The 25,732-nt window shown below is 65.4% G+C and carries 21 protein-coding genes and 2 tRNA genes; 16 read left to right on the plus strand and 7 right to left on the minus strand.

Annotated elements, in window-relative coordinates:
• Nucleotides 1-31: 31 nt before the first annotated feature.
• Nucleotides 32-781: a TerC family protein gene (locus tag ACODSK_RS17370; RefSeq protein ID WP_489017854.1), complete on the plus strand. Its 750-nt coding sequence runs from the start codon at nt 32-34 to the stop codon at nt 779-781.
• Nucleotides 782-847: 66 nt separating this feature from the next.
• Here ACODSK_RS17370 and ACODSK_RS17375 read toward each other — a convergent pair whose 3' ends face one another.
• On the minus strand, nt 848-1,033 hold the full coding sequence (locus tag ACODSK_RS17375) for a hypothetical protein (RefSeq protein ID WP_489017855.1): 186 nt from the start codon (nt 1,031-1,033) through the stop codon (nt 848-850).
• A 154-nt stretch (nt 1,034-1,187) separates the two neighbouring features.
• On the opposite strand from ACODSK_RS17375, the gene ACODSK_RS17380 reads away from it, so the two are divergent.
• Complete coding sequence (locus ACODSK_RS17380; protein ID WP_489017856.1) at nt 1,188-1,904, plus strand: peptidase C39 family protein; 717 nt, start codon at nt 1,188-1,190, stop codon at nt 1,902-1,904.
• 96 nt (nt 1,905-2,000) lie between these two features.
• Here ACODSK_RS17380 and ACODSK_RS17385 read toward each other — a convergent pair whose 3' ends face one another.
• Nucleotides 2,001-3,284 (minus strand): NAD(P)/FAD-dependent oxidoreductase, encoded by a 1,284-nt coding sequence (locus tag ACODSK_RS17385; protein ID WP_489017858.1) that lies wholly within the window; start codon nt 3,282-3,284, stop codon nt 2,001-2,003.
• Nucleotides 3,285-3,498: 214 nt separating this feature from the next.
• Here ACODSK_RS17385 and ACODSK_RS17390 point away from each other — a divergent pair.
• Nucleotides 3,499-3,575 (plus strand) — tRNA-Val (locus ACODSK_RS17390).
• A gap of 65 nt (nt 3,576-3,640) precedes the next feature.
• Here ACODSK_RS17390 and ACODSK_RS17395 read toward each other — a convergent pair.
• Entirely contained in the window at nt 3,641-4,069 is a 429-nt protein-coding gene (locus ACODSK_RS17395) for a helix-turn-helix domain-containing protein (protein ID WP_489017859.1), read from the minus strand.
• Nucleotides 4,070-4,344: 275 nt separating this feature from the next.
• Between ACODSK_RS17395 and ACODSK_RS17400 the strand changes: the two genes are divergently transcribed.
• The 5 genes from ACODSK_RS17400 (at nt 4,345) to ACODSK_RS17420 (ending at nt 9,441) form a co-directional block, all read left to right on the plus strand.
• Nucleotides 4,345-4,421: transfer RNA gene (locus ACODSK_RS17400), tRNA-Val, on the plus strand.
• A 237-nt stretch (nt 4,422-4,658) separates the two neighbouring features.
• Complete coding sequence (locus tag ACODSK_RS17405; protein WP_489017860.1) at nt 4,659-6,050, plus strand: amino acid permease; 1,392 nt, start codon at nt 4,659-4,661, stop codon at nt 6,048-6,050.
• Between the two features lie 58 nt (nt 6,051-6,108).
• The gene (locus ACODSK_RS17410) at nt 6,109-7,491 is read left to right on the plus strand and encodes an NAD(P)/FAD-dependent oxidoreductase (protein ID WP_489017861.1); all 1,383 of its coding nucleotides are present in this window, start codon (nt 6,109-6,111) and stop codon (nt 7,489-7,491) included.
• A 12-nt stretch (nt 7,492-7,503) separates the two neighbouring features.
• Nucleotides 7,504-7,854: a cupin domain-containing protein gene (locus ACODSK_RS17415; RefSeq protein ID WP_489017862.1), complete on the plus strand. Its 351-nt coding sequence runs from the start codon at nt 7,504-7,506 to the stop codon at nt 7,852-7,854.
• A gap of 75 nt (nt 7,855-7,929) precedes the next feature.
• Nucleotides 7,930-9,441 carry a CoA-acylating methylmalonate-semialdehyde dehydrogenase gene (locus ACODSK_RS17420; RefSeq protein WP_489017864.1) on the plus strand — a complete coding sequence of 504 codons (1,512 nt, stop codon included), beginning with the start codon at nt 7,930-7,932 and terminating at the stop codon, nt 9,439-9,441.
• Nucleotides 9,442-9,576: 135 nt separating this feature from the next.
• Here ACODSK_RS17420 and ACODSK_RS17425 read toward each other — a convergent pair whose 3' ends face one another.
• Nucleotides 9,577-11,004: a PucR family transcriptional regulator gene (locus ACODSK_RS17425; protein WP_489017865.1), complete on the minus strand. Its 1,428-nt coding sequence runs from the start codon at nt 11,002-11,004 to the stop codon at nt 9,577-9,579.
• A 150-nt stretch (nt 11,005-11,154) separates the two neighbouring features.
• Nucleotides 11,155-11,373, minus strand: a complete 219-nt coding sequence (locus ACODSK_RS17430; protein ID WP_009394644.1) for a hypothetical protein — start codon at nt 11,371-11,373, stop codon at nt 11,155-11,157.
• Between the two features lie 150 nt (nt 11,374-11,523).
• Between ACODSK_RS17430 and ACODSK_RS17435 the strand changes: the two genes are divergently transcribed.
• Nucleotides 11,524-12,078 carry an NADPH-dependent FMN reductase gene (locus ACODSK_RS17435; RefSeq protein ID WP_489017866.1) on the plus strand — a complete coding sequence of 185 codons (555 nt, stop codon included), beginning with the start codon at nt 11,524-11,526 and terminating at the stop codon, nt 12,076-12,078.
• 133 nt (nt 12,079-12,211) lie between these two features.
• Here ACODSK_RS17435 and phnX read toward each other — a convergent pair whose 3' ends face one another.
• Both phnX and ACODSK_RS17445 read right to left on the minus strand, forming a co-directional pair.
• Nucleotides 12,212-13,039, minus strand: a complete 828-nt coding sequence (phnX, locus tag ACODSK_RS17440) for a phosphonoacetaldehyde hydrolase (protein ID WP_489017868.1) — start codon at nt 13,037-13,039, stop codon at nt 12,212-12,214.
• Nucleotides 13,040-13,073: 34 nt separating this feature from the next.
• Nucleotides 13,074-14,180 (minus strand): 2-aminoethylphosphonate--pyruvate transaminase, encoded by a 1,107-nt coding sequence (locus ACODSK_RS17445; RefSeq protein WP_489017869.1) that lies wholly within the window; start codon nt 14,178-14,180, stop codon nt 13,074-13,076.
• 111 nt (nt 14,181-14,291) lie between these two features.
• On the opposite strand from ACODSK_RS17445, the gene ACODSK_RS17450 reads away from it, so the two are divergent.
• The 7 genes from ACODSK_RS17450 to ACODSK_RS17480 all read left to right on the plus strand — a co-directional run bounded on the left by ACODSK_RS17450 (nt 14,292) and on the right by ACODSK_RS17480 (nt 25,721).
• Nucleotides 14,292-15,155 carry a LysR substrate-binding domain-containing protein gene (locus ACODSK_RS17450; protein WP_489017871.1) on the plus strand — a complete coding sequence of 288 codons (864 nt, stop codon included), beginning with the start codon at nt 14,292-14,294 and terminating at the stop codon, nt 15,153-15,155.
• A 29-nt stretch (nt 15,156-15,184) separates the two neighbouring features.
• Nucleotides 15,185-16,237 (plus strand): AraC family transcriptional regulator, encoded by a 1,053-nt coding sequence (locus ACODSK_RS17455; RefSeq protein WP_489017908.1) that lies wholly within the window; start codon nt 15,185-15,187, stop codon nt 16,235-16,237.
• 86 nt (nt 16,238-16,323) lie between these two features.
• Nucleotides 16,324-20,817 carry an NEL-type E3 ubiquitin ligase domain-containing protein gene (locus ACODSK_RS17460; protein ID WP_489017872.1) on the plus strand — a complete coding sequence of 1,498 codons (4,494 nt, stop codon included), beginning with the start codon at nt 16,324-16,326 and terminating at the stop codon, nt 20,815-20,817.
• Between the two features lie 130 nt (nt 20,818-20,947).
• On the plus strand, nt 20,948-22,600 hold the full coding sequence (locus ACODSK_RS17465) for an AMP-binding protein (RefSeq protein ID WP_489017873.1): 1,653 nt from the start codon (nt 20,948-20,950) through the stop codon (nt 22,598-22,600).
• Between the two features lie 11 nt (nt 22,601-22,611).
• Nucleotides 22,612-23,379, plus strand: a complete 768-nt coding sequence (locus ACODSK_RS17470) for an SDR family NAD(P)-dependent oxidoreductase (RefSeq protein ID WP_489017875.1) — start codon at nt 22,612-22,614, stop codon at nt 23,377-23,379.
• A 12-nt stretch (nt 23,380-23,391) separates the two neighbouring features.
• Nucleotides 23,392-24,585, plus strand: a complete 1,194-nt coding sequence (locus ACODSK_RS17475) for an acetyl-CoA C-acyltransferase (RefSeq protein WP_489017876.1) — start codon at nt 23,392-23,394, stop codon at nt 24,583-24,585.
• 8 nt (nt 24,586-24,593) lie between these two features.
• Entirely contained in the window at nt 24,594-25,721 is a 1,128-nt protein-coding gene (locus tag ACODSK_RS17480) for an acyl-CoA dehydrogenase (protein ID WP_489017878.1), read from the plus strand.
• Nucleotides 25,722-25,732 lie beyond the last annotated feature (11 nt).

Here is a 25,732-nt window from a genome sequence, read left to right on the forward strand (position 1 = left end):
TTTTCAATAACCAATAATCAGGATCTGATTCATGGAATACCTGTTGGAACTCGCTGCAAGCCCGACCGCCTGGGTCGCCCTGGCCACCCTGGTGGCCATGGAGATCGTCCTGGGTATCGACAACCTGATCTTCATCTCGATCCTGACCAACAAGCTGCCCGTGGAGTACCGCTCCAAGGCTCGCCGCATCGGTATCTCCATGGCCCTGATCATGCGCCTGGCGCTGCTCAGCACGGTGGCGTGGATCGTCCAGCTCACCGAGCCGGTGATCGACATCCTCGGCAAGAGCTTCTCGTGGAAGGACATGATCCTGATCGCCGGTGGTCTGTTCCTGCTGTGGAAAGCCACCAAGGAGATCCATGAAAGCGTGGACCCGCGGGCCAAGGAAGAATCCGCAGCCTCGTCTACCATTACCCTGGGCTTCGCAGCGGCCATTGGCCAGATCCTGTTGCTGGACATTGTGTTCTCCATCGACAGCATCATTACCGCCGTGGGCATGACCGAACACCTGCCGATCATGATCATCGCCGTGATCAGCGCCGTGATCGTCATGCTGGTAGCTGCCGATCCGCTGGCCAAGTTCATCAATGACAACCCGACCGTGGTGATGCTGGCCCTGGGCTTCCTCATCATGATCGGCATGACCCTGATCGCCGAAGGCTTCGGCGCCCACGTACCGAAAGGCTACGTCTACGCGGCCATGGCCTTCTCCACCGCGATCGAGGTGCTCAACATCATGTCGCGCAAGGCTCGCCAGCGTCGCGAGGCGGCCGAGGGCTGATAACCGGATCTGTTGCGTGCTGTAGTTTGGGGGCTCCGTTTGGAGCCCCTTTTTTATGGGGCTGGATCAGTGCGCGTTGGCGTGGCGGCGAGGCGCCCGGTGATGCATCGCAGCGGCAGGCTTGACCGGTGCATGCGGGGCCTGGTGATGCAGGTGGTGACGGCGGGCGATGCGCAGCACGCCCCACAACATTGCAGCGGCTACGCTCAGCCAGGCTGCGATCAACATGAAGATAACCATGGTCAGGCTCATGGGTGCCTCCTTCTTCTCTACAGGCGGGACCTGTAACTCAGACACCTCATCAGTCTAGACGCTCAGTTATTTCAGGCTATTGACCGAAGGTCCAAGGCTCAGACCGCTTTGTTCCAAGCCGGGCGCGGGCTATACCGATGCCGTCCGTCGGCCTATGATCGCCCCTCAAGGCCGGGCGCTGTCTGCCTGGCGACCGTTCAAGCGAGGACTCATGCCGATCCTTTCCACCTCTTCGCGCCGCCTGCTGGCGGCCTGTCTCGTCGCTGGCAGCCTGGCCGGTTGCGCCAGCCAGCCGTCTTCCGATCTCAAGCAACTGCCGCAGCGGGTCGAACTCAGCGCGGTACCGTTCTTCCGTGGCAATGCCGAGCAGAGCGCGCCGATGGCCCTGGCCGCAGTGCTGTCCCAGCAGGGCGTGCGCATCACCCCGGGTTTGCTGGGCTTGCCCAAGCAGCCGGAAAAACTGCAGGCCGGCGTGGAAAACGCGGCACGCCAATACGGGATGGTGGTGTATCCGCTGGAGGCCCGCCTGTCGGCGCTGTTGAGCCAGGTGGCGGCGGGGTATCCGGTACTGGTGCGCTACCAGGAAGGTTCGGCGTTCTGGAGCGAGCCGCGTTACGGACTGCTGGTGGGCTTCGATCGTTATAAGGAACGGGTGCTGCTGAGGGCGGGCAATAGTCGGCGGCTGCCGATGGATTTCGACTCGTTCGAATCGGCCTGGAAGAAGGAAGGGGGCTGGGCGGTGCTGGTGCAGCAGCCGAAGCAATTGCCGGCCGGGGTGGATCGGCAGCGTTGGCTGAAGGCAGCCAATGAACTGGCGGCGGCGGGGCAGGAGCAGGCAGCGCGGCAGGCGGTCGAGGCGATCGGGCGCTGAGTCTTGAGGTGTTCTTGAGGGCCTCATCGCCGGCCACGCCGGCTCCCACAGGTTGCGGTGGGTGCCGGCGTGGCCGGCGATGCGGTGCCGGGTGCGTTAAACGCCCAGGCGATCGCGCAGGCTGTAGTACCAGGCACCGATGGCACTGAACGGCACACGGAACATCTGACCACCCGGGAACGGGTAGTGCGGCAGTTCGGCGAAGGCGTCGAAGCGCTCTGCCTGACCACGCAGGGCCTCGGCCAGGACCTTGCCGGCCAGGTGGGTATAGGTCACGCCGTGGCCGCTGCAGCCTTGCGAGTAATAGATGTTGTCGCCGATCCGGCCGACCTGCGGCAGGCGCGACAGGGTCAGGAGGAAGTTGCCGGTCCAGGCGAAGTCGATCTTCACGTCTTTCAGTTGCGGGAAGGCCTTGAGCATCTTCGGCCGGATGATCGCTTCGATGTTCGCCGGGTCACGGGCACCGTAGACCACGCCGCCGCCGAAGATCAGGCGCTTGTCGCTGGTCAGGCGGTAGTAGTCGAGCAGGTAGTTGCAGTCCTCGACGCAGTAGTCCTGGGGCAGCAGGGTGCGCGCCAGCTCGTCGCTCAGGGGCTCGGTGGTGATCACCTGGGTGCCGCAGGGCATGGACTTGGCCGCCAGCTCCGGTACCAGGCCGCCGAGATAGGCGTTGCCGGCGACGATGATGAACTTGGCCCGGACCCGACCATTCGGAGTGTGCACCACCGGGTTGGCACCGCGCTCGATGCGCACGGCCGGGGACTGTTCGTAGATCTTGCCGCCCAGGGATTCCACGGCGGCGGCTTCGCCCAGTGCCAGGTTCAGCGGGTGGATATGGCCGCCGCTCATGTCGAGCATGCCGCCGACATAGTTGTCGCAGGCCACCACTTCGCGGATGCGCTTAGCGTCCATCAGTTCCAGTTGGGTATGGCCGAAGCGTTCCCACAGGCGTTTCTGCGATTCCAGGTGACCCATCTGCTTGCTGGTCAGGGCAGCGAACACGCCACCGTCCTTCAGGTCGCACTGGATGTTGTACTTGGCCACGCGCTCGCGAATGATGCGTCCGCCTTCGAAGGCCATTTGCCCGAGCAGTTGTGCCTGGCGCGGACCGACGGTGCGTTCGATGACATCGATGTCGCGGCTGTAGCTGTTGACGATCTGCCCGCCGTTGCGGCCCGAGGCACCGAAACCGACCTTGGCGGCTTCCAGCACGGTGACGCTGAAGCCGTTCTCCAGCAGGAACAGGGCGCTGGACAGGCCGGTGTAGCCGGCACCGATGACGCAGACATCGGTTTGTACTTCTTCCTGCAGGGCAGGGCGCTGCGGCACCGGATTGGCCGAAGCGGCGTAATAGGATTGTGGGTAAGGAGTGGCGGCCATGGTGGCGGTACCTCGAATCTGTGGCTTTGTAATTGTGTGTTTTGTATTTTTTACGGATGCGCCAATCCTATCAACAATAATAAACACCCGCCAGCCGGGCTGACGAAATCGCTCCAGTGCCGGGTAGTAATTAAAAAAATTCTATTATTCAGTGGTTTAGCTGAAAAAAGCGGTTGACACACTTTGTCGAACGCGTAGAATGCCGCCTCACAGCAGGCACATAGCTCAGTTGGTTAGAGCACCACCTTGACATGGTGGGGGTCGTTGGTTCGAGTCCAATTGTGCCTACCAAATATCACGAGAAGGGCGATCCGCAAGGATCGCCCTTTTTGTTTTCGGCTTCAGCTGCGTGCCACTCAGGCAGTCATCTCGACCCACTCATGCTCATTGCGCCCGAACACCGCAGACTCGTCGGCTTTCGCGCTGGGCTCGACGATCACCGGGCCGAAGCGCACCTCGATGAACGCGCAGTAGCACGCCCGCATCGCCACATCCGCTGGCCCGGGCACGGCTTCCAGGCCTTTCTTTTCCCAGTTGGCAATGGTTTGAACATCGACCCGCAACAGGGCTGCCAGCTCGCTTTGGACAAGATCCTGCTCCTTTCTCAGGAAGCGGAACTGATGACCGGACATGGGCGTCCTCTGGCCGAGGATATCTGCGGCGATGGTCCGGTGCAGACCATCGATGTCTTCGATGACGATGCCGTCGCCATATGGGCTCTCGACCATCTTGTAGCCGTTTTTCAAGAAGATGCCGGTCAGGCCGCAGCCGGTGTATTCGTACATTTCAAACCTCTCACGCTACATGTCTCGAGCTGCTGGTTCGTCCGTCGAGGCTAGCGCCTCACTCCATGGACCTATAATTTTTATAGGTTGATTTATGCTAGCCCGCAATTGAGGGCCGTCAACTGCCAACTGATTGCCAGTAATTGCTTGTCTTCAGGAGAAGGTTCACCTTTAAGTTTTCGACAGATCTTTTGAAGTCGCTGATTCCTTTGCAGATTTTCTTCAAATGAAGTGTTGACAGCCTCAACCAGATGCGTAGAATGCCGCCCCACAGCAGGCACATAGCTCAGTTGGTTAGAGCACCACCTTGACATGGTGGGGGTCGTTGGTTCGAGTCCAATTGTGCCTACCAAACATCACGAGAAGGGCGATCCGAAAGGATCGCCCTTTTTGTTTTGGGCGATTTTTCCATCGCTCTCTTTCAAGGCGCCTCAGGGCGCCTTTTTTGTTTCCGTCTCCTGTCCCTTGCTTCATACATTTGTATAGCCAGGCCGACCCGCGCCCGGATTTTGTCGATGTTCACCCTCCTTGCACCTGCCTAACCTTCCGCCGAGGCAGCGTTGATTCAATAACAACAAGGAGACAACCAATGCCTGTACAAACCGAGCATGACCCGCGTTTAAAGCGTGCACTCAAGACGCGACATATCAGCATGTTGGCCCTCGGCGGCGTGATCGGCGCCGGCCTGTTCGTCGGCTCCAGTGCCGTGATCGCGTCCACCGGCCCTGGTGCCTTCATTACCTACGCCATCACCGGCCTGATCGTCGCCCTGGTGATGCGCATGCTGGGGGAGATGGCCGCGGCCCATCCGTCCCAGGGTTCCTTTGTCGACTATGCCAGGCTGGCCTTCGGCCGCCCCGCCGGCTATATGACCGGCTGGCTGTACTGGTATTTCTGGGTGATCGTCGTCGGCTTCGAAGCCGTGGTCGGCGGGCAGATCATCAATGGCTGGTTTCCCGACCTGCCGGTCTGGGTCATCGCCCTCGGCCTGATGGTCGGTATGACCCTGCTGAACCTGATGTCGGTGCATTCCTTCGGTGAGGCCGAATACTGGTTCGCCGGGATCAAGGTGGTGGCCATTATCGTCTTCCTTGCGGTCGCCGGTGCCTGGGCCTTCAAGCTGTGGCCGGGCTCCACCGCCAGCTTCGCCAACCTGACCGACCACGGCGGTTTCCTGCCCCATGGTATCGGCTCGCTGTTCACCGGCGTGGTGGTGGTGATCTTCTCCATGACCGGCGTCGAAGTGGCGACCCTGGCCGCCGCCGAATCGGAAGATCCGTCGCGCAATATCCGCAAGGCGGTCAACACGGTGATGATGCGCATCCTGGTGTTCTTCGTGCTGGCCACCTTCTTTATCGTCGTGGCCCAGCCCTGGACCGAGATCGTTCCCGGCAAGTCGCCCTTCGTCACCACCCTGGAGCGCATCGGCATCCCCGGCGCCGGCGACATGCTGACCCTGGTGATCCTGGTCGCGGTGCTGTCGGTGCTCAACGCCGGCCTGTACACCTCGTCGCGTCTGCTCTACGTGCTGGCCTCCAATGGCGAGGCGCCGCGCTGGATTGCCGCTACCAGCCGCCGCGGCGTACCGGTGCGCGGGGTGATCGCTTCGACCCTGGTCGGTTACGGCTGCGTGGTGATCGCAGCACTCTGGCCGGACACCGTGTTCCAGTTCCTGATCAACTCCTCGGGCACGGTGTTCCTCTTCGTCTACCTGATGATCTGCCTGTCCCAGCTCAAGCTGCGCCGCCGCTGGGTCGCCGAAGGCTCGCTGAAGTTCGCCATGTGGGCGCACCCGGTGCTGCCGCTGCTGGTGACCGCGACCATCATCGCCGTACTGGTGAGCATGGCCTTCGACCCCTCGACCCAGATCAGCCTGCTGCAATGCGTGATCGCCATCGTCGCCATCGCCGCCTCCTACCTGGTGTTCCGGGTCTCTGCGGGCAGCTCCGCGGCGACCATCCAGCCCGCGAAAAACGCTTAACCACGCCGTATCGGACAGCGCCCCCGAGCCTGGGGGCCGTCAATGGGAAGCCAACAGCATGTCAGCGAAACTTGATTTGACCCATCTGCCCAACAAACCGCTCTGGTTCGAAGCAGGCCCGTCCCGCGAGCGCCTCGGCAGCGCGGTGGAGGCCGACATCGCCATCGTCGGCGCCGGCTACACCGCACTGTGGACCGCCTACTACCTGCTCAAGAGCGACCCGTCGCTGCGCGTGGTCCTGGTGGAAAAGCGCGAAGTCGGTTTCGGCGCTTCCGGGCGCAACGGTGGTTGGGCGTCGGCGATCTTCCCGATCTCCCTGACCCGAGTGGCCGAGATGTACTCCCATGGCGCGGCCCTGGAACTGCAGGAAGCGATGAACCAGACCGTCGACGAGATTGGCCGCGTACTGGCCCTGGAAGGGGTCGAGGCGGACTACGCCAAGCAGGGTTTCCTGTCCCTGGCCCGCAGTGCGCCACAGATGAACCGGGCACGGGCGGCGGTTGAGGCTTCGGCGCGGTTCGGCCTGCCGCAGCAATGGCGGACCTTGGAGGCCGGTGAAGCCTTCACCAGGGTCGGTGCCCAGGATGTGCTTGGTGGCCTGTACACCGAACACTGCGCGCTGATCCACCCCGGCAAGCTGGTGCGCGGCCTGGCCAGGCTGGTCGAGAGCATGGGCGCGAAGATCTATGAAGGCTCCGAGGTCACCGAGCTGAGCCCGGGCCTGCTGCGCACCGCCCACGGTTCGGTCAAGGCCGAGACCCTCGTGCGCGCCACCGAGGCCTTCACCTCGCAGCAGCCGGGTCACTCGCGCTTCGTCATCCCGCTGTACTCCCTGGTCCTGGCCACCGAGCCGCTACCTCTGGAACTGCGCCAGCGCCTCAACCTCGACCAGCGCCTGGCCTTCAACGACATGCGTCACCTGCGGGTCTACGGCCAGGTCACCGCCGAGGGCCGGCTGGTCTTCGGCGGGCGTGGTGCCCCGTACAAATGGGGATCGGGCATGCCGGAACAGGCGGACCTGGTGGACAGCACCCACGCCAAGATCCACGAGACGATGCTGGAGTTCTTCCCGGCCCTGGCCGACACCCGCATCACCCATCGCTGGGGCGGTGCCCTGGGGGTGTCCCGCGACTGGTGCCCGACGGTCAGCATCGACCGCGACAAGCGCATGGCCTGGGCCGGCAACTACGTGGGTGACGGTGTCGCCACCAGCAATCTGGCCGGGCGCATCCTGCGCAACCTGATCCTCGATCGCGACGAAAAGATCAACCATCTGCCCTTCGTCAACCACCGCTCCCCGCTGTGGGAGCGCGAGCCGCTGCGCTGGCTGGGTATCAACAGCGGACTGGCTGTCGCCTCGCTGAGCGATATCGAAGAGCGCTTGACCCATCGACCATCCCGCACCGCGATGCTGCTGGAAAAGCTCACCGGCGCACACTAAGAGGAGAATCCCGTGACTGCTTTCACGATCATCAAAGGCACCACCCTGCAGGCCATGCCGCTCAACCCGGCGGGCCAGCGCGCCGGCGCCGACCAGGGCGACCCGCAGATCGCCACCCAGCGCCTGGCCCCCGAGGCCGTGGGCAGCCTCGGCGTGTGGGAGTGCCAGCCGGGTGGCTGGCCGGTAGTCAACCGGCCTGATACCGAGTTCACCTACATCCTGTCCGGCCGCGCCAACCTCACCGACGACGCCAGCGGCGTGGTGGTCGAGGTGAGCGGCGGCGACCTGATCATCCTGCCGCCGGGCTGGACCGGGCGCTGGGATGTGCTGGAGACCGTGCGCAAGGTCTACGCGATCTACTGATCTTCCTTTTCACCCGGCTGGCGGGCCACGGGCCACGCACCCTGGTCCGCCGGCCACTTGCAGAGAACAAAAAGCATGACTTCGACCATCGCAAACTGGATTTCCGGCGCTATCGCCACCACCACCAGCGGCCAGCAACTGCCGGTCTACAACCCGGCCACTGGCGTGATCAGCGCCCAGGTGCAGCTGTCCGCACAACAGGACGTGGAGGCCGCCGTAGCCTCGGCCAAGGCCGCGTTCCCGGCCTGGAGCAACCTGCCGCCGCTGCGCCGCTCGCGCATCCTCAATAAATTCCTCGCCCTGCTCAACGAACACCGCGACGACCTGGCCCGGCTGATCACCGCCGAGCACGGCAAGGTGTTCACCGATGCCCAGGGTGAAGTCACTCGCGGTATCGAGATCGTCGAGTTCGCCTGCGGTGCGCCGCAGTTGCTGAAGACCGACTTCACCGACCAGGTCAGCACCAATATCGACAACTGGACCCTGCGCCAGCCGCTCGGCGTGGTCACCGGTATCACCCCGTTCAACTTCCCGGTGATGGTGCCGATGTGGATGTTCCCGGTGGCCCTGGCGACCGGCAACACCTTCGTTCTCAAACCGAGCCCGATCGATCCGAGCCCGAGCCTGTTCATCGCCGAACTGCTCAAGCAGGCCGGCCTGCCGGACGGCGTGTTCAATGTGGTGCAGGGCGACAAGGACGCGGTCAACGCGCTGATCGAGCACCCGGACGTGCAGGCGATCTCCTTCGTCGGCTCGACCCCGATCGCCAACCACATCTACGAGACCGGCGCCCGCCACGGCAAGCGCGTACAGGCCCTGGGCGGGGCGAAGAACCATCTGGTGGTGATGCCCGATGCCGATATCGACCAGGTCGTCGACGCTCTGATCGGCGCGGCCTACGGTTCGGCCGGCGAGCGCTGCATGGCGATCAGCGTGGCGGTGTTCGTCGGTGAGGAAACGGCGGAAAAGGTCATGCCCAAGCTGATCCAGCGCACCCGCGAGCTGAAGGTGCTCGACGGCACCAACCTGGATGCCGAGATGGGCCCGATCGTCACCCGCGCAGCCCTTGAACGCATCACCGGCTACATCGAGCAAGGCGTGAAGGAGGGTGCCACGCTGCTGGTGGATGGTCGCGGGTTCAATGGTGAAAGCGCCGGTGAAGGTTGTGGTGACGGCTTCTGGCTTGGCGGCACGCTGTTCGACAACGTCACCCCGGACATGCGCATCTACAAGGAAGAGATCTTCGGCCCGGTGCTGGCGTGCCTGCGGGTCAAGGATTTTGCCGAAGCGGTCGAGCTGATCAACGCCCACGAGTTCGGCAACGGCGTCAGCCTGTACACTCGCGACGGCCATATTGCCCGCGAGTTCGGCCGGCGCATCCAGGTCGGCATGGTCGGCATCAATGTGCCGATCCCGGTGCCGATGGCCTGGCACGGTTTCGGCGGCTGGAAGAAGAGCCTGTTCGGCGATATGCATGCCTACGGCGAAGAGGGGGTGCGCTTCTACACCAAGCAGAAGAGCATCATGCAGCGCTGGCCGCAGGGCACCGAGAAGGGCGCCGAGTTCGCCATGCCGACCAGCAAGTAAGCTGCAGGAAGCAGCAGGCGGTCAGTTAGTCCTCCATTTGGGGCTGCTTTGCAGCCCTTCGCGAGCAAGCTCGCTCTCACCGATTCCGTGGGAGCGAGCTGGCTCGCGAAGGGTCGCAGAGCGGCCCCAAATCGCTCAGATCAGCTCGGTATTGCGCCCGGCCTGGATGGCAATCCAGAAGCGGGCGATGCCCTGGGTGGTGGTCGGCTTGATGGCGGTGAGCTGCTCCACCAGCTTGAGCCGGTAGACCAGGGTCTGGCGGTGGATGCCCAGGTCGAGGGCGGTGGCTTTCCAGTTGCCGTCGTTGTCGAGGAAGGTGATCAGGGTGCTCAGCAGTGCCGCACCCTGGGTGCGGTCGTGCTCGATCAGCGGGCCGAGATAGCGACCGACCAGGGCGCGGGCTTCGGCCAGGGACTTGGGCGCCATGATCAGTCCGGTTTCCGCCTCGCCGTAGCGCAGTACTCCATTGCCGGTCTCACGTGCCTGGGTCAGGGTCAGACGCGCCTGGCGCACGCTTTCGCGAAAACCGGTGGCGGCGGCAATGGCACCGCTGACGCCGACGACGGTGCCGTCGCCCAGGTGGCTGCGCAGGGTTTCCAGCAACGCATTGTCGTCTTGGCAGATCGCCAGCAGCAGTCCCTTGTCTTCCAGTAGCAGCGGGCCAGCCAGGTGCAGGGCAGGGGCCTGATGCAGTTCGGCGGCGCTCCAGGGGCCGCTGTCGCCTGGCTGGATCGCCACGGTCACCAGGCTGCCGCCAAGGCCGCGTCGCTCAAGAATCGGTCGGGCCAGGCTGAACTCCGTCTCGTTCTCCAGCAGGCTGCGCAACAGCGCCGCGCCTTCCTCGCGCTGTTGGTCGCGGTGAATCATCAGGCGTTCCAGCTCGACGCCGAGCAGACCCACCAGGGAACGCACCAGGATCGAGTCGTCGGCGCTGCGCTGGGCCTTGCGCGTCATCAGCAGGTTGGCCCGGGCGCGTCCTGGAATCGGGATGCGTTCGAGCGGCCCGCTGGCCTTGCTGGCGGTGGCAACGATGGTGGCGCCGCTGACCGCGTCTTCAAGGCTCAGGCCAAGGCCGAGGGCCTCGCCGAGAAGGTTCAGGCGCCCGGCCATGTCCGGGGCCTTGCGCAGGGCTTCGGCGTAGGTCTGGAACAGCCGTTCACTGGCATTGAAACGCTCGCGCTGGGCCTGCAGCACGCTTTCGATCACATGGTGGGAGAGCTTGACGAACTCCAGCTCGAAGCTGGCATGCAGCACCGGGAACAACAGGCGGTCTGCGGCCTCCAGCAGGCGCCCGCTGAGGGCCGGCGCGTCGGCGCGGGGGGCGACTACCAGGGCGCTGGGGTTGCTCTGCACCAGTTGCTCCAGCCAGGCCACCTGATCGTCTTCACCGGCTGGCAGGCCGAGGCCGGTGGTCATCACCAGGTCGCCGGGGGATACCCAGCGCCACGGGTCGGGCAGGTCCACGGTATGCGCCCAGGTGATCAACCGGCCGGTGCCGCCCAGGCCGGCGACGGCCTGCAGCTTGAGCAGTTCGATATCGATCAGGTCCTGTACCGTGAGCATGTTCTGTCATCCGCGGTGCCGAGGCGCGGCATGCGCTCGAAAGGCCTGCGCATGATCGCAGATGTGCTGTGGCATGGCGTATTGGGCGAGGGGATTTTTTGCGCGGAAAAAAAGGGGCGACTCACCAACGAGGCCGCCCGCAAAGGGAAATCAAGGGACGCGGATCAGTTCCACGCCACTCTGCACCAGCTCGAAGCGATCCTCGCCGAGGTGGTTGACCCGATCGCCGATAGCCAGGCGATAGGTGGTAATCGGCAATGAGGCGGCACTTCCATCGGCCTGCAGGGTGGCTTCCTGAAACTCATGCACGGGATAGATGCGTCCTTCGGCGTCCCGTGCATGAAATTGCCCGACCAGTACTGCTGTCATTTCGGTTATGACCTCTGAAAAAGATAATCTGCGTGGTTCATAGACCCTGTTGCCCTGTAGGAAGTTTTGTAGGAACAGGAAAAAAACCTGACGCCCAGTTCCCATCATCTATAACTGTCTATTCCCTTATTCACGCAGGTGGTGGTGGTCATGAGTCAGGTTTATACGGTCGCGGTGCTGGTTGGCAGTCTGCGCAAGGCGTCCCTGAATCGCAAGGTGGCCCAGGCGCTTGCCGAACTGGCGCCGTCGAGCCTGAAGTTGAAGATCGTCGAGATCGGCGACCTGCCGCTGTACAACGAAGACATCGATGTGGATCCACCAGCGGCGTACAAGACTTTCCGCGAACAGATCAAGGGCACCCAGGGCCTGCTGTTCGTCACCCCGGAATACAACCGCTCGGTGCCGGGTGCGCTGAAGAACGCCATCGACGTCGGTTCGCGGCCTTACGGGCAAAGCGTGTTCAGTGGCAAGCCGGGGGCGGTGATCAGCGTATCGCCGGGGGCGGTGGGTGGTTTTGGCGCCAACCATCATCTGCGCCAGTCGCTGGTGTTCCTCGACGTGCCGTGCATGCAGCAGCCGGAGGCGTATGTCGGCGGGGCGGCGAGCCTGTTCGACGAGCAGGGCAAGCTATCGGAGAAGGCACGGCCGTTCTTGCAGGGGTTTATCGATAGTTATGCCAAGTGGGTGGCCAGGCACCAAGGCTGATTTTGGGGCAACACTGACCCTGTGGGAGCTGGCTTGCCAGCGATAGGGCCGGCGCAGACGAAATCCTTGTCAGCGCCGGCCCTATCGCTGGCAAGCCAGCTCCCACAGGGGCCAAGGTGGGCCAGAGAACGCTTTATACCGACTGCGGCATTTCCCCCGCCGCCAGGCGCCGGTTGATATCCGCCACCACCTCCGGCAGCTCGTTGATGGTGTCGATCAGGTAGTGCGGGCGCGAACTTTCGAACAAGGCGTGAATGCGCTTGCGCTCGCTGGCCAGCTTCTCGCCATCAAGCGCTTTGTAGCCTTCGTAGGTCAGCCCCAGGGCATTCCCCGAGCACACCAGCGCCACCGTCCACATTCCGGCACGACGCCCTTCGAGGATGCCCGGCACGGTGTCGTCGACCTTCACGCAGGCCGCCACGTCATCGATACCCAGGGCGATCACGTTGGCCAGGGCCTGGGCCGGCCAGGGGCGGCCATTCGGGGTTTCGTCGGTAGCCACCACATGGTCGGCGACGTAGCCATTCTTCTCGGCCAGTTCCACCACCTTGTCCATGACCACCTTCGGGTAGCCGGAGCAGGAGCCGATCTTCAGGCCGTCGCCGCGCAGCCGGGTGATGGTGTCGAGGGCGCCGGGAATCAGCGCCGAGTGGGTGGCGATCTTTTCGATCTGCAAGGGCATGAAACGGTTGTAGATGGCGGTGACGTCATCGTCGCTTGGCGTCCGGCCGAACACCTTGCGGTAGCGTTCGGCGATCTGCGGCTGGTCGCACAGGGTGCGGATATGGTCCCACTTGCCCATGCCCATCGGCCCGCGGGCTTCGTCGATGGAGACCTGGACGTCGAACTCGGCGAAGGCCTCGACGAAGATCTGCGTCGGGGCGAAGGAGCCGAAGTCGACGACGGTGCCGGCCCAGTCGAGGATCGCGGCTTGCAGCTGTTGCGGGTTGCTGTAGTTCATTGCTGGGTTTCCTGTGCGAATTCGAGTGGGGACTTCAGATTTCCGTGACATTCATTTCGTGCAGCACCTGCGCCACCGCATCCACCGCGGCGTGCATGCCACCCTCGCCGACGCAGCCAATGCAGCCGACGCGGAAGGTTTCCACCTGGGTCAGCTTGCCCGGGTAGAGGATGTAGCCCTTGGCCTTGACCCGCTCGTAGAACTCCTTGAACTGGTAGCGGCTGTCCCGCGGGGCATGGAAGGTGACGATGATCGGCGCCTGTATTGCCTCCGGCAGGAAGCTGCGAAAGCCCAGCTCGGCCATGCCGGCCAGCAGCGCCTGGCAGTTGTCGGCATAACGCTGGTGACGGGCCGGCAGGCCACCTTCCTCGTGGTATTGCAGCAAGGCTTCGTGCAGCGCGGCGACCACATGGGTTGGCGGGGTGAAGCGCCATTGGCCGGTCTTGTTCATGTAGGCGTGCTGGTCGTGCAGGTCCATGGCCAGGGAGTGGCTGTTGCCTGCGGCGGCGGCCAGGGCGGCGTTCTCGGCGAAGACGAAGCCCATTCCCGGCACGCCTTCCAGGCACTTGCCGGAGGCGGCGATCAGCGCGGTGAAGGGCACTTCGGCGGCATCGATCGGCAGCGCGCCGAAGGAGCTCATGGCGTCGATGATCAGGCGCTTGCCGTGGCGGGCGACGACCTGGGCGATCTCTGCCAGCGGGTTGAGGATGCCGGTGCTGGTTTCGCAGTGGATCAGGGCGACGTGGGTCACGCTCGGGTCGGCCGTCAGCAGCTCATCGACATTGGCGGCGGTGGTCGGCTGGTCTTCGCCGGTCTGGAAGGTGCTGAACTCGCGACCGAGGACCTGGCAGATCTTCGCCAGGCGCTGGCCATAGGCACCGTTGATCAGCACCAGGACCTTGCCGTCGCGGGGCACCAGGGTGCCGATCGCCGCTTCCACGGCGAAGGTGCCGCTGCCTTGCAGGGGCACGCACTGATGAGTGGCATGGCCGTTGACGATGCCGAGCAGTTGCTCGCACAGGCTGGCGGTCAACTGGTTGAAGTCGCGGTCCCATGAGCCCCAGTCGGTGAGCATTGCACGGCGGGTGCGCTCCGAGGTGGTCAGGGGGCCTGGGGTCAGCAGGAGCGGGGCTTTACTCATTGCGGTGTTCCTCACGGCGTTGGCAGAAAGCTGATGGCGCTAGGTTGCAATTCCTCGATCCATCAATCAAATTGCTTGTCGTTATGCCAGCCATAAGTCAGGCCGATAGATATGAACCTGTTCCAGCTACGCGCCTTCGATGCCGTTGCCCGTGAAGGCAGCTTTACCCGTGCCGCCGCGCGCCTGTTCATCAGCCAGCCGGCGGTGACCGGGCACGTCAAGGCGCTGGAGGAGCACTACCAGATCACCCTGTTGCGGCGTACCGCCCGTCGGGTCGAACTGACCGAGGAGGGCACGCGCCTGGCGGCGATCACCCGGGCGCTGTTCGGCCTGGCCGAGGAAGCCCAGGCCATGCTCGAAGCCAACCGCCAGTTGCTCACCGGGCGCCTGGAGGTGGCGGCGGACGGCCCGCACCGGGTCATGCCGATGCTGGCGCAACTGCGTGAGCGCTATCCGGGCATCACCGTCAACCTGCGCCTGGGCAATGCCCAGGAGACCCTGGCGGCGCTGCTTTCCGAGCACGCCGATGTCGCCGTGCTGACCGAGGTGGAACCGCGCAAGGGCCTGTACCTGCAAGCCCTGGAGCCGTCGCGGATCTGCGCCTTGCTGCCGGCCGGGCATCCTTGGGCGCAGAGCTCCGACGAACTGCCGCTGGCTGAGCTGGACCGGCAGATCATGGTCCTGCGCGAGCCAAGTTCGATCACCCGGCGGACCTTCGACCAGGCCTGCGTCGATGCCGCCGTGCAACCGCAGGTGGTGCTGGAACTGGACAGCCGCGAGGCGGTGACCGAAGCGGTGGCGGCGGAGCTGGGCATCGGCATCGTCTCTTCGGCCGAGCTGGGCCACGATCCGCGCGTGGTGGCGCGGCCCATCGCCGCGACCGGGCTGGTCAACCAGCATATGCTCGGCTGCCTGGAGCGGCGCCGCGAACTGCGCCTGATCCAGGCCTTCCTTGGCCTGGCGCCGCAGGCATGAACCTGGCTTTTTCCCACGGTGGGCCTAACATGGCCGAGACCGGCACGACCCAAGGCGAATTTCTGTTGAACACGGCGAAAGACACCATCTCCATGCAACTGGTGCGCGAGGCGCTGCTGCAAAGCTGTGCGCCCGGAGCGGCGACCCTGGAGGTGCTGGGCCGGGCCGGCATCGATGCGACGCAACTGGAGCAGGCCGAAGCCCGCGTCCCCGCCAGCGCCTACGCCCGGTTGTGGCGCTTGCTCGCCCGGCGCTGCAACGACGAATTCTTCTGCATGGACCCGCGCGGCCTGCGCAGCGGCAGCCTGGCGTTCCTGTGCCGTTCGTCCATGGCCCAGCCCACGGTGGGCGCGGCACTGGCCTCGGCCCTGGAATTCCTCGGCCTGATGCTGGAGCACCTGCAACCGGTGCTGGTGCGCCAGCAGAGCCTGGCCGAGATCGTGATCGGCGAGCCGCACCAGGACGCCCGCCGCCCCTTCACCTACTTCACCTTCTGGATGATCGTGCACGGCGTGGCCTGCTGGCTGGCCGGGCGGCGCATCCCGATCCTGGCCATCGACCTGCGCTGCGCCGAGCCGGATTTCTGCGATGACTACCGGGTGATGTTCTCGCAGAACCTGCAATTCTCGCGGCCACGCACGCGGATGATCTTCGCCGCTGATTGCCTCGGCCTGTCGGTTCGCCGCAGCGCCGAGGAATTGCAGCGGTTTCTCGCCCAGGCGCCGGGCAACATCCTGGTCAAGTACCGCGACCCCGACAGCCTGGCCCGGCGCATCAAGGACGACCTGCGCCAGCAGCCCGCCGCCGAGTGGCCGGAAACCGAGGCCCTGGCCCAGCGCCTGTGCATTTCCGCCTCGACCCTGCGCCGTCGTCTGTCAGAAGAGGGCCAGACCTACCAGGCGCTGAAGGACAGCGTGCGCAAGGACCTGGCCATCGGCTGGCTGGCCCAGCCCGAGCTGAGTTTCGCCGAGATCGCCGAACGCCTCGGTTTCGCCGATACCAGTTCGTTCCACAAGGCCTTCCGCAAATGGTCCGGGAGCAACCCGGGGCACTACCGCAGCCTGGTCCTGGCCAACGCCTGATCCCGCTGCGGGGACGGGCTTCCCGCTGCTCGCCGGCAAGGAAGCTTGCCTAGGCTGCCGGCTCTTCAATCCGAGGAGCCTTGCTCATGACCGACGCCACACCTTCCGTTGTTTCGCTGCCCCTGGACGATCACCAGGCGCTCGACCGCTTTATCGTCCACACCTCGCCGGACTGGCTCAAGACGGCTTCCTACGATGAGGTGGAAGGACTGCGCAGCAGTCTTCTGCATCACCATCAACTCCAGGTTCAGGTCAGTACGCTGCTGGCGCAATTGCAGCCGGTGGAGGCGTTCGCCGTTTCGCGTCTGGCCGAGGCCCTGCGCGAGCTCTGCGGCTGCGATCCGCAAGTGCGCCGCGCGGTGTGGCGCGATGTCCGCCTGCAGGTCGAATACCCGGTGTTCCGCATCACCGACATCGACCTGCCGGTGTTCCGCCATTACCCGCGCGACAGCGATCTGTTGCAGCGACTGTTGCAGAACTTCGGCGCCGACCAGGCCAGTGCCGGCTACTACTATCCCGGCGCCGGCATCGTCGACCAGGGCCGGTTGCTGAAGATCGGGCCGGAGCGGGTCGCCGCTCGTTGTCGCGAGCTGGATGTCGGCGGCCAGTACCAGGCCCATCTGGACGAGGTGCTGACTCCGGCGGATCCGGCCGCGCGCCGGCAAGTGCTGCAACTGCTCGGCGACGACAAGCGCGCGACCCTCGCCGCCCATGCCTGGTGCAGTCGTCTCAAGGGCCAGATCGAGGCAGCCGCATTGCCGTTGCTGCTGGAGCTTGCCAACGCCGGACCGGCCGCCGCCAGCGCCCGTGGCCTCCAGTTGCTGGGCTGCAAGGTGCCCGATGCCCTGCTTCTGGAGGTCCCCGTCGCCGACCAGAGCGGTCTGGCCCGACAGCTGTTGCTGTACCTGCCCAACGATTCGCTGCGACCGCTGCGCCAGTATGGTTCCTGGAACGAGCTGAACGACGGGCTGGTCGCCGACCTGCGCGACGAACGCTATGTGGTCGCCTTGGCCCTGCGCCTCAAGCGCGACGAGCGTCTGGGTTTTCTGGGCAAGCTTCGCGCGAGCCTGGCGCAGGCGAGTCCGCAACTGCAGGCCAAGGCCCTGGTCATCGCCAGCGATCCCTTTGCCGCCCTGGCCGAGGAGCAGATCGAGCGGATCAAGGGCGAAGCTGCGGCGCTGGTCGTGCCGACGGCGGCGGTGGACCAGCAAGCCCATCGCCGCTGGGTCCAGGCCCTGGAGTCGGCCGGGCTGAGCGTGGCCGGCGTGCTGGCGTCGTTCATCCCGGGGGTTGGCGAGTTGATGCTGGCCGGATTGGTCAAGGACCTGCTCTCGGAAGTCTATGAAGGCGTCGTCGACTGGAGCCATGGGCAGCGCGAGGAGGCTCTCGAACACCTGCTGGGCGTGGTGAGCAACCTGGCGGCCACGGCGCTGGTCGCCGCTGGTTCGGTGGTGGCAATTCACGCGTTGCGCCGCAGCGGTTTCGTCGATCGCCTGGTGCCGGTGCTGCGCGGTGATGGCAGTCGCCGCCTGTGGTCGGCGCAGCTGGAGGGCTACCAGTCGACCGTGAGCTTGCGCGGCCAGGCCGATGCCGACGGTCTGACCCGCGAGCAGGGGCGCCACTGGTGGCGCAGCGCCGGGCAGTTGTTCGAGGTCCGTCAGGATCCGCACAGTCAGCGCTGGCGTCTCGTCGATCCCTTGCACGGCCAGGCCTGGAGCCCCGAACTGGTGGGTAACGGTGATGGTGCCTGGTGGACGGTCGGCGAGCATCCACTGCAATGGCAGGGCGTGGCCACTCTGCTGCGCCGCCTCGGCCCGCGCAGTGCCAACCTGACGGACGCCGCCTGCGAGCAGGCGGCGCTGATCTGTGGCTACGACGAAGCGCGGTTGCGTGCCTTGCTGGTGGAGCAGCGCGCCATGCCGGTGGCGCTGCGGCAGGTGCTCGCGGATTTCGATCTGGAGACGCGGATCCAGGGGTTTTTCCGTCAGTTGGACGAGGGCGTGGCGCTGGACCGGCTGGATGATGAACTGTGTCGTAGCTGCCGTGAACTTGTGCCTGGCAACCCGACCGATGCCGACGAGGCGGCGGCCTGGCGCGCTGATGCGCCGTCGTTGCGGGTGCAGTTGTTCGAGCAGGTGGCAGGGCGCTCCAGGCCCACCCTGGGAGTCCCCGGGCAAGCGCTGCAACGGGTGTTCCCAGGCTTGCCGGGACCTTTCATCGAGGCGCTGCTGGCGGATGTCGCTGCCCCGCAGCTTGCGCGAATGGAGAGCGGCGGACGCATTCCCCTGGCGGTGCAGGAGCAGGCCCGCGACACCCTGCGTGAAGTCCGCGTGATGCAGGCCCTGGAAGGCCTGTATCTGGATCCGGTGTGTGGCAGCGACAGCGTGCGCCTGGTTTTCGCCCTGTTCCGCCGCCTGCCCCGGTGGCCGCGTGGCTTGAGTTTCGAATTGCGCGAGGCCCACTTCGCCGGCCCGCTGCTGGAGCGCCTGCTGCCGGCCTTCGAGGCCCGGGAAACCTGTGTGCTGGTGGGCGACCGCGGACGCTTCGAAGTGTTCGACGAGCGCGGTGTGCCATTGGCCGGGACCACCGGGCGGCCGCTGGGGCTGTACCAGGCGATCCTCGAAGGCCTTGGACCGCAGCGCAGCGAGCAACTGGGCTATGGCGGCCAGGGGGGCAAGGAGGTGCTACGCAATCTGCTCTGCACCCAGGCCACCGGCGATCGCCAGCAACTGCCCGGCCTGCTCGGCATGAGTCCGCGCCCGAGCTTCTTCCGTACTCCACAGCGGCTCGTCGACGGCCGCCTGGGCTATCCCCTCAGCGGCCGTGGCACGCCGGGGCGGGTCACCCTGACCGGCATGGTCCGCACCCTGTATCCCAGCTTTGACGACCTGCAGGCCAGTATCTGGCTCGATGAGTTGCAGCAGCGCAACCTGGAGCCGATGAGCGAGCTGTTGCGTGGCCTGGAACACCTGCGGCTACTGGACGACAGCCTTGCTGGCTGGTTACGTGAATCCCCTGTATTCCGGCGTAGTGCACGGCGCCGGGTCGCCGACGAGATCCGCCGTAGCTGGTGCAGGCAATCCCCGGCGGTGCGCACGGTCGAAGGTCGGGTCATCGGCTATCGCTTGCGTCTTGAATACTCCAACGGCGGGGACTTGCCCGAACTGCCGGCAGACGTCGATTTCTCCCATGTGCTGGACCTTGGCCTGGCCGGCGCCGGGCAGGCCGGCAGGGTCGACGCTTTCCTGCGCAGTTTTACGCGGCTGCGCTGGCTCGACCTGGGCCACAACGGCTGCCGCGATATTCCTCCGGCACTCTCGAACATGACCGACCTGCGTGAGCTGCACCTGGGCGATAACAGCATCCAGTTGAGCGACGCCGGCCAGGCGACATTGTCCACCCTGACCCGCCTTGAGGTGCTGGACCTCGATCGCAACCCGCTCGAGCGCACGCTCGATGTCAGCCAGTTGCCGCGCCTGCGCCGCCTGAGCCTGCGTGGTACCGGGATCAGCAGCTTGCCCCGGGGCCTGCTGCGCCGCCCCTTCCTGGAGCTCGCCGACCTGCGCGGTAACCAGTTGCGTTCGCTGCCCGAGGATTACTTCACCGCGCCAGTGCGTTTGCGGGTAGCAACTATCCTGTTCGGCAACCCGCTGCCGGCGGCCGTGCGCGAGCGTCTTTGGACCCTGGAGCATGGCGTGCAGTTGCAGGAGACCAGTCCCGATGCCGTTCGCGAGCAATGGCTGGAGGGGCTCGGCGATATCCTCCTGCAACAGCGCAGCGAGCAGTGGCAGAGCCTGCGCGACGAGTCCGGTTCGCAGGCGTTCTTCGATCTGCTGGCGCGCCTGCTCGACACCTCCGAGTTCCGCCTGGTGCCCAGTCATCTGCGCGAGCGGGTGTGGCAGATGATTGCTGCCGCCGTGGAAGACAGCGAGCTGCGCGAGTCGTTGTTCCAGGTGGCCAATGCCCCGACTACCTGCGTCGACAGCGTCACCTCAAGCTTCAGCCAACTGGAGGTGCGTCTGCTGGTCAGCCTCGCCCGCGGCCGGGCGCTGAGTGGCGACCAGGGCACGGCCTTGCTGGCGCTCGCTCGCCGACTGTTTCGCCTGGATCGCCTGGAACAGCATGCGCGCGAGGTCATCGCCCAGCGCCGGCTGCTGGGCGACACGGTGGACGAGGTGGAGATGAGCCTGGCCTTCCGCGTACGCCTGGCGCAGGACCTGGACCTGCCGGGGCAACCCCGGACCATGCAGTTCGGCTACCTCTCCGGCGTCTCGCCCATGGACCTGACGGAAGCCAGGCGCACGGTGGATAGCGCCGAAGCGGGGCCGCAACTGGCAACCTTCATCGCCCGTTGCGATTTCTGGATCGACTACCTGCGCGAGCAGCATGGACGGGACTTCCGCAAGGTCGAAGGCGATTTCTGGGCGCGCCTGGAATCCCTGAGCGAGCAGCACGAGCAACTGCCGGAAGGGGACTATCTGCAACGCATGAACCAGCTCGGCAGTGATCGCGAGACGGCGCTTGACGCACTCGCGCTGAGCCTTACCGAGCGGGCGCTGGAGGACGCCGGGAAGCCCTGATCCAGATGCCGGCAATGGCCAAAGCAGTCAGCCAGATTGACAGCTTTGACCATTGCCGCACCGCGGCACCGGGGTGACTATTTCCAGACCTTCGAATTCCTTCCAAAAATAACAACGGGGAGTCTGGCGAATGCGTGAGTACAGCGCGGCGGCACGTTCTTTCAATTATCAGCAGGCGGCCGGGGCGGCCCTGGCCGGCAGCCTCGACGCGGTCAACGCCTGCGTCGAGTGCTGCGACCGGCATGCCGAAGGCGACGCCGTTGCCCTGTACTGGGAGGGCCGTGACGGCCAGAGCGCCAGCTACCGCTTCAGTGAACTGCGCGAGCGCGCCGCGCGTTTCGCCAATGTCCTCAAGGCCCAGGGCGTCGGCCCGGGTGACCGGGTGGCCGGGCTGCTGCCGCGCACGGTCGAGCTGCTGGTTACCGTGCTTGCCACCTGGCGCCTCGGCGCCGTCTACCAACCGTTGTTCACCGCGTTCGGGCCCAAGGCCATCGAGCACCGCCTGCACGCCTCCGGCGCCCGGGTGGTGGTTACCGAGCCGAACAACCGGGCCAAGCTGGACGAGGTCGAGCAATGTCCGGCCATCGTTTGCGTCAATGCCCGCGCGGACAGTGGCGACCTGGATTTCCACGCTGCGCTGGAGGCTGCCGACGCCGAGTGCGAGCCGCTGCTGCTGCCCGGAAATGCGCCATTCCTGATGATGTTCACCTCCGGCACCACCGGCCCGGCCAAGCCGCTGGAAGTGCCGCTGCGCGCCATCGTCGCCTTCCAGGGCTACATGCGCGACGCCATCGACCTGCGTCCCGAGGATGCCTTCTGGAACCTGGCCGATCCGGGCTGGGCCTACGGCCTCTACTACGCGGTCACCGGCCCGCTGTCCCTGGGCCATGCCACCACCTTCTTCGATGGGCCGTTCAGCGTGGAAAGCACCTGCCGGGTCATCGATAAATACCGCATCAACAACCTGGCCGGTTCGCCCACCGCCTACCGCATGCTGATCGCTGCCGGTGCGGCATTCTCCGACCCGATCAAGGGTCGCCTGCGGGTGGTCAGCAGCGCCGGCGAGCCGCTCAATCCGGAGGTGATCCGCTGGTTCCGCGAGGAGCTGGAAGTGACCATCCACGACCACTACGGACAGACCGAGCTGGGCATGGTCCTGTGCAATCACCACGGCCTGGAGCACCCGGTGCTCCTGGGCTCGGCCGGCTATGCCATTCCCGGGCACCGCATCGTCGTGCTCGACGAGCAGCACCGCGAGCTGCCGGCCGGACAGCCGGGGATTCTCGCCGTGGACCGCGAGCAATCGCCGCTGTGCTGGTTTGGCGGCTACCACGGCCTGCCGACCAAATCCTTCGTTGGCAAGTACTACCTCAGCGGCGACACCGTCGAGCTGAACCCGGACGGCAGCATCAGCTTCGTCGGGCGCAGCGACGATGTGATCACCACCTCGGGCTATCGGGTCGGGCCTTTCGATGTGGAAAGCGCACTGATCGAGCACCCGACGGTGGTCGAGGCGGCGGTGATCGGCAAGCCGGATCCGGAGCGCACCGAGCTGATCAAGGCCTTCGTCGTCCTTGGCGCCGGCCAGCAGGGCAGCGCCGAGCTGGAGGAAACCCTGCGCCAGCATGTGCGCCAGCGCCTGTATGCCCACGCCTATCCCCGTGAAATCGAATTCGTCAGCGAGTTGCCCAAGACCCCGAGCGGCAAGCTGCAGCGCTTCATCCTGCGCAACCAGGAAATAGCCCTTCAACAAGCGGCGCACGCCCACAAGGCCAGCGCCTGAGGAAACCGAAAATGCATATCGCCAACCACAACTTCATCGTCACCGGTGCCGCCTCCGGCCTGGGGGCTGCCACCGCAGAAATGCTGGTCGAGGCCGGCGCCCGGGTCATGCTGGTGGATCTCAATGCCGAGGCCGTCGCGGCCAAGGCCGCCAGCCTCGGCGAACAGGCTCGCCATGCAGTGGCCGATATCAGCCAGGAGGCAGCGGCCAAGGCCGCCGTCGATGCTGCCGTCGCCGCCTTCGGCAGCCTGCACGGGCTGGTCAACTGCGCCGGTATCGTCGGTGCCGAGAAAGTCCTCGGCAAGCACGGCCCCCATGGTCTGGACAGCTTCAGCCGGGTGATCAACGTCAACCTGATCGGCAGCTTCAACATGCTGCGCCTGGCCGCCGCGGCCATGGCCGAAGGGCCGACAACGGAGGAGGGCGAGCGCGGGGTGATCATCAACACCGCGTCCATCGCTGCCTTCGATGGCCAGATCGGCCAGGCCGCCTATGCCGCGTCCAAGGGCGCTATCGCCAGCCTGACCCTGCCAGCGGCTCGCGAACTGGCCCGTTTTGGCATTCGCGTGATGACCATCGCTCCGGGCATTTTCGAAACCCCGATGATGGCCGGCATGACCCAGGAAGTCCGCGATTCCCTGGCCGCCGGGGTGCCGTTCCCGCCACGCCTGGGCCGCCCGACCGAATACGCCGCCCTGGCCCGCCATATCATCGAAAACAGCATGCTCAACGGCGAAACCATCCGTCTCGACGGTGCCCTGCGCATGGCTGCGAAGTAAGGAGTGAAGAACATGAGTCTTGCCAACGATCCGATCGTTATCGTCAGCGCCGTGCGCACCCCCATGGGTGGCCTGCAGGGCGATCTGAAAAGCCTGACCTCGCCGCAACTGGGTGCTGCGGCAATCCGCGCGGCGGTCGAGCGCGCCGGCATCGCCGCCGGCAGCGTCGAGCAGGTGCTGTTCGGCTGCGTGCTGCCCGCCGGCCTCGGTCAGGCCCCGGCGCGTCAGGCAGCCCTCGGTGCCGGCCTGGACAAGGGCACCACCTGCACCACCCTGAACAAGATGTGCGGTTCCGGCATGCAGGCGGCGATCATGGCCCATGACCTGCTGCTGGCTGGCAGCGCCGAGGTGGTGGTGGCCGGCGGCATGGAGAGCATGTCCAACGCTCCGTACCTGCTGGACAAGGCGCGCAGCGGCTATCGCATGGGCCATGGGCGGATTCTCGACCACATGTTCCTCGACGGTCTGGAAGACGCCTACGACAAGGGTCGATTGATGGGCACCTTCGCCGAGGATTGTGCCGAAGCCAATGGCTTCAGCCGCCAGGCCCAGGACGACTTCGCCATCGCCTCCCTGACCCGCGCCCAGCAGGCGATCAAGGACGGCAGCTTCGCCGCCGAGATCGTTCCGGTCGAGGTCACGGTCGGCAAGGAAAAGGTGCTGATCAGCGATGACGAGCAACCACCGAAGGCGCGCCTGGACAAGATTCCGCAACTCAAGCCGGCCTTCCGCGACGGCGGCACTGTGACGGCGGCCAACTCCAGCTCGATCTCCGACGGCGCGGCGGCGCTGGTGCTGATGCGTCGTTCGCATGCCCAGGCCCAGGGGCTCAAGCCGCTGGCGGTGATCCATGGTCATGCTGCCTTTGCCGACACCCCGGCACTGTTCCCCACCGCACCCATCGGTGCCATCGAGAAACTGATGCAGCGCACCGGCTGGAACCTCGGCGACGTGGATCTGTTCGAGATCAACGAAGCCTTCGCCGTGGTCACCCTGGCGGCCATGCACAAGCTGGAACTGCCCCACGACAAGGTGAATATCCGCGGCGGTGCCTGCGCCCTCGGTCATCCGATCGGTGCGTCCGGTGCGCGGATCCTGGTCACGCTGCTGTCCGCCCTGCGCCAGAAAGGCCTGCGCCGTGGCGTGGCGGCGATCTGCATCGGCGGTGGCGAGGCCACGGCCATGGCTGTCGAGATCCTGGACTGAGGTGCACCATGCTGGTTAACGACGAGCAACAACAGATCGCCGACGCCGCCCGGCAGTTCTCCCAGGAGCGCCTGCGGCCGTTCGCCGAACAATGGAGCCGCGAGCATCGTTTCCCGAAAGAAGCGATGAGCGAGATGGCTGACATGGGCTTCTTCGGCATGCTGGTGTCGGAGCAGTGGGGCGGTTGCGATACCGGTTACCTGGCCTACGCCATGGCCCTGGAGGAAGTGGCCGCCGGTGACGGTGCCTGTTCCACCATCATGAGCGTGCACAACTCGGTGGGCTGCGTGCCGATCCTCAAGTTCGGCAACGACGAGCAGAAGCAGCGCTTTCTCACCCCGCTGGCCAGCGGCGCCATGCTCGGCGCCTTCGCCCTCACCGAGCCCCAGGCGGGCTCCGATGCCAGCAGCCTGAAGACCCGTGCCCGCCGCGACGGCGACCACTACGTGATCAATGGCTGCAAGCAGTTCATCACCTCCGGCAGCAACGCCGGGCTGGTGATCGTCTTCGCCGTGACCGATCCCGCCGCAGGCAAGCGTGGCATCACGGCGTTCATCGTGCCCACCGACAGCCCCGGCTACCAGGTGGCGCGGGTCGAGGACAAGCTCGGCCAGCACGCCTCCGATACCTGCCAGATCGTTTTCGATGATGTTCGCGTGCCGGTGGCCAACCGCTTGGGCGAGGAGGGCGAAGGCTACAGGATCGCCCTGGCCAACCTCGAAGGCGGCCGCATCGGTATCGCCGCGCAGTCGGTGGGCATGGCCCGTGCGGCCTTCGAGGTGGCCCGCGACTACGCCCGTGAGCGCGAAAGCTTCGGCAAGCCGCTGATCGAACACCAGGCGGTCGCCTTCCGCCTGGCGGATATGGCCACGCGGATTGCCGTGGCCCGGCAGATGGTGCATTACGCTGCGTCACTGCGCGATGCCGGGCGCGCGGCGCTGGTCGAAGCGTCCATGGCCAAGCTTTTCGCCTCGGAAATGGCCGAAAAGGTCTGTTCGGATGCCTTGCAGACCCTCGGCGGATATGGCTATCTGAGCGACTTCCCGCTTGAGCGGATCTACCGCGATGTGCGGGTCTGCCAGATCTACGAAGGCACCAGCGACATTCAGCGCATGGTCATTGCGCGCAATCTTTGAAGGGAGCAGCT

It is taken from the genome of Pseudomonas sp. FG98, from assembly GCF_057808595.1.

Bases quoted from the DNA above. Each gene is read 5' to 3' on its own strand.
- ACODSK_RS17370 (WP_489017854.1), top strand. From the start codon at position 32: ATGGAATACCTGTTGGAACTCGCTGCAAGCCCGACCGCCTGGGTCGCC.
- ACODSK_RS17375 (WP_489017855.1), bottom strand. From the start codon at position 1,033: ATGAGCCTGACCATGGTTATCTTCATGTTGATCGCAGCCTGGCTGAGC.
- ACODSK_RS17380 (WP_489017856.1), top strand. From the start codon at position 1,188: ATGATCGCCCCTCAAGGCCGGGCGCTGTCTGCCTGGCGACCGTTCAAG.
- ACODSK_RS17385 (WP_489017858.1), bottom strand. From the start codon at position 3,284: ATGGCCGCCACTCCTTACCCACAATCCTATTACGCCGCTTCGGCCAAT.
- ACODSK_RS17395 (WP_489017859.1), bottom strand. From the start codon at position 4,069: ATGTACGAATACACCGGCTGCGGCCTGACCGGCATCTTCTTGAAAAAC.
- ACODSK_RS17405 (WP_489017860.1), top strand. From the start codon at position 4,659: ATGCCTGTACAAACCGAGCATGACCCGCGTTTAAAGCGTGCACTCAAG.
- ACODSK_RS17410 (WP_489017861.1), top strand. From the start codon at position 6,109: ATGTCAGCGAAACTTGATTTGACCCATCTGCCCAACAAACCGCTCTGG.
- ACODSK_RS17420 (WP_489017864.1), top strand. From the start codon at position 7,930: ATGACTTCGACCATCGCAAACTGGATTTCCGGCGCTATCGCCACCACC.
- ACODSK_RS17425 (WP_489017865.1), bottom strand. From the start codon at position 11,004: ATGCTCACGGTACAGGACCTGATCGATATCGAACTGCTCAAGCTGCAG.
- ACODSK_RS17430 (WP_009394644.1), bottom strand. From the start codon at position 11,373: ATGACAGCAGTACTGGTCGGGCAATTTCATGCACGGGACGCCGAAGGA.
- ACODSK_RS17435 (WP_489017866.1), top strand. From the start codon at position 11,524: ATGAGTCAGGTTTATACGGTCGCGGTGCTGGTTGGCAGTCTGCGCAAG.
- phnX (WP_489017868.1), bottom strand. From the start codon at position 13,039: ATGAACTACAGCAACCCGCAACAGCTGCAAGCCGCGATCCTCGACTGG.
- ACODSK_RS17445 (WP_489017869.1), bottom strand. From the start codon at position 14,180: ATGAGTAAAGCCCCGCTCCTGCTGACCCCAGGCCCCCTGACCACCTCG.
- ACODSK_RS17450 (WP_489017871.1), top strand. From the start codon at position 14,292: ATGAACCTGTTCCAGCTACGCGCCTTCGATGCCGTTGCCCGTGAAGGC.
- ACODSK_RS17455 (WP_489017908.1), top strand. From the start codon at position 15,185: ATGGCCGAGACCGGCACGACCCAAGGCGAATTTCTGTTGAACACGGCG.
- ACODSK_RS17460 (WP_489017872.1), top strand. From the start codon at position 16,324: ATGACCGACGCCACACCTTCCGTTGTTTCGCTGCCCCTGGACGATCAC.
- ACODSK_RS17465 (WP_489017873.1), top strand. From the start codon at position 20,948: ATGCGTGAGTACAGCGCGGCGGCACGTTCTTTCAATTATCAGCAGGCG.
- ACODSK_RS17470 (WP_489017875.1), top strand. From the start codon at position 22,612: ATGCATATCGCCAACCACAACTTCATCGTCACCGGTGCCGCCTCCGGC.
- ACODSK_RS17475 (WP_489017876.1), top strand. From the start codon at position 23,392: ATGAGTCTTGCCAACGATCCGATCGTTATCGTCAGCGCCGTGCGCACC.
- ACODSK_RS17480 (WP_489017878.1), top strand. From the start codon at position 24,594: ATGCTGGTTAACGACGAGCAACAACAGATCGCCGACGCCGCCCGGCAG.